General features: G+C 57.5%; 5 protein-coding genes. 3 read left to right on the top strand and 2 right to left on the bottom strand.

Going from position 1 to position 2,329, the window contains the following annotated elements:
* Together NLI89_RS21540 and NLI89_RS21535 are read left to right on the top strand one after the other, a co-directional pair.
* Positions 1–232, top strand: a 232-nt coding sequence (locus NLI89_RS21540; RefSeq protein ID WP_368077318.1) for a globin domain-containing protein, incomplete at its 5' end; no start/stop codon positions are given.
* A complete protein-coding gene (locus NLI89_RS21535) occupies positions 232–654 on the top strand; it encodes a DUF1971 domain-containing protein (RefSeq protein ID WP_082441334.1) in 423 nt (140 codons plus the stop codon). The genes NLI89_RS21540 and NLI89_RS21535, both read left to right, overlap by 1 nt.
* A 168-nt stretch (positions 655–822) precedes the next feature.
* Here NLI89_RS21535 and NLI89_RS21530 read toward each other — a convergent pair whose 3' ends face one another.
* The gene (locus NLI89_RS21530; protein ID WP_200874011.1) at positions 823–1,056 is read right to left on the bottom strand and encodes a hypothetical protein; all 234 of its coding nucleotides are present in this window, start codon (positions 1,054–1,056) and stop codon (positions 823–825) included.
* Between the two features lie 162 nt (positions 1,057–1,218).
* On the bottom strand, positions 1,219–1,659 hold the full coding sequence (locus NLI89_RS21525) for a CBS domain-containing protein (RefSeq protein ID WP_031439745.1): 441 nt from the start codon (positions 1,657–1,659) through the stop codon (positions 1,219–1,221).
* Between the two features lie 377 nt (positions 1,660–2,036).
* Here NLI89_RS21525 and NLI89_RS21520 point away from each other — a divergent pair, with 377 nt between their 5' ends.
* Entirely contained in the window at positions 2,037–2,321 is a 285-nt protein-coding gene (locus tag NLI89_RS21520; RefSeq protein WP_152555408.1) for a hypothetical protein, read from the top strand.
* Positions 2,322–2,329: the final 8 nt, after the last annotated feature.

Raw genomic sequence — 2,329 nt, 5'->3', positions numbered from 1 at the left:
CAAGCTGGATGCGTTGAAGCCCGCTATCGAGCGCATCGCTGCTCGCCACATCGCCACCCATATTAGGCCGGAACACTATCCCGCGGTTGCAAACGCGCTGCTCCCGGCGATTGAGGATGTGCTGGGTGATGCGGTAGACGAGAGGGTTCTAGCTGCATGGGGCGAAGCCTACTGGTTTCTCGCTGACGTCCTGATATCGCGCGAGAAGACGCTGTATGCCGAGGCGGCGTGATGGACATCAACACGCCTTCTGACAGCCCGAACGAGCTTCCTGAGGGTTTGGTTTTGTACCGACAGACCGACATCTTCACCGAATCCTCTGTTCCTGCCGGGCTACTCAGGGACCATTGCACCAAGGCCGGCGTCTGGGGTCTGATACAAGTCGCAGAGGGTCGTTTGCGCTACCACGTAACAGACCAGAGGCGGACCGGTGCCGTGAGCATCCTTGCGCCGGATTGCGCACCAGGCGTTGTCGAGCCAACCATCCTTCACTGCGTCGAACCGCTGGGACCCGTCCGCTTTCTCGTCCAGTTTTACCGAGACTCACCCGAGCCAATCCCGTTGTGCCGCCACGAGGAAATGGCACGACGAGAGAACGAACATCGGGCAGCAGTTGCGGCGTCGCCGGATCGGCTCGCCGACGGACAGAGTTAGGATGATGCACTCGGAATCCGGCTCGCGCTTATTTCCCGAGTAAAGGCAGGCGGTGGCCTGGTAATGGGGCGCTATCAACGTAAGCCGACATCGCGTCTGATAAGCGTCCGAGCCATTACGGAAGGTTTTTCTCAGCGAACACAACGGTTTTATAAGATTGCGCAGGATTCATTTCGGCTGCGCTGATCGGAAATGGACGGCCCGACCGACGAGGTCGGTCATGTGATCGGCTGCCCTAATCGTTAGAGGATGATGCGTGAAGCCGGGCCGGGGAGAGATGTAATCCGCCATCTCCCGCGCCACCTGGAGCTGCCGATCGGAGCCTTCCGCCAGTACAGCAATTATCAGGTTCTCAAGCGCGATGACGCGTATGCGAAGCTGAACAAGTTCGGCGTTGGTCATGTCGGGGACCTCCGCGTGAGTTCCATGGGCGGATGCGAGCGCACCACCCTCATTGTCCCACCTCGACAGTGCTCGCTGGCCAAGCTCGGTCGGGGCCAGGAGTGGATCAGGGTCAGGCATCGGGATTTCCTCAAAGGCGTGGTTTGGTAGCGCGGGCATTCATCATCGGTAGCCGACGCCCTTCACGTAATCGGCCAACTGCGCTTCTTCATATTCGGCATCACCCAGCAGTACGCGGAGAATGGCTCGCGCAGTAAGTACACCTATGGGTCGGTTATCTGCGGCCACGACGGGGATATTCTTCAGATGTCGCTCTTTCATCAGCTTGGAAACGTCCTGTAGAAGATCCGCCTCCCGACACAGCGCAACATCGCGCGTCATAACCGTCGAAACTGGGCACATGCAGGTTGCGCCCTGACAGACGCTGATTTGCCGGACGACATCGGTTTTGGTGACGACACCTTGTATGGCCCCCGCGCTGTCGCATACGATCACGAGATCAGTCCCGGAGGACAAGAGTTTGGCGGCTTCGATCAGCCGCGCATCATCGGTGATCGTCACGAGCTTTTCGCGCGCCACCTCCAACATTCCTTCAACGAACATCGTCTTGCCCTCCTCCTCGCGCCGACATGCGCGCTAAACGTCGTTCTGTCGCCTGTAGAGATAGGGAACCGAGGGACGCTACAAACGAGCGGACGTGAGGCTGCCGCGCCCTCCACGCTTTTCGGGAGACTTTTGGCTATCAAACCGCGGTTCAGACGCAACAACGAACTAGGGTTGACCAGAGATGACGTTGTTGTCATCTAAATAGCATGTACGCTTTCGCGCCATATTCGCGTTTCCGCGACCACGCAGGCCAACTCGCCGCACGCCTGTAGCCCGAGCTCGGCGGCATGCCGATCGGGTTCGGGCCTTATTCGATCTGATTTTCACGGACGCGCTCGGCGCGACCGTGTTCTCGAGTATGCGGATAACCAAAAATGGCTGATGTTGATTTCACGGCGATTGATCGCCGTTCGGAGCCTATTGCTTCACAGGACGCGGACAACCTGACTAGACGTGTGTTGGTATCCAGACCTGAGAGTTTTTTCTCCCTTCGATTTCACATGCAAGTTGAAGAGGAAGAAGCCGAGAATTTACCATGCCGTCCATCACGGAGCCGCCAACGCGGGCTACATCGCTTTATCGACTTAAACTTGCTGTTATTGATCCTGTTTATTGGCATTCCGATCTTGGTGTACTGCATTCTTTCAACCGTTACCTAGGTGTTTAG

It is taken from the genome of Sphingomonas faeni (assembly GCF_024273235.1).
Classification (GTDB): Bacteria; Pseudomonadota; Alphaproteobacteria; order Sphingomonadales; family Sphingomonadaceae; genus Sphingomonas; species Sphingomonas faeni_A.
This window is presented reverse-complemented; position numbering and strand designations above follow the sequence as displayed.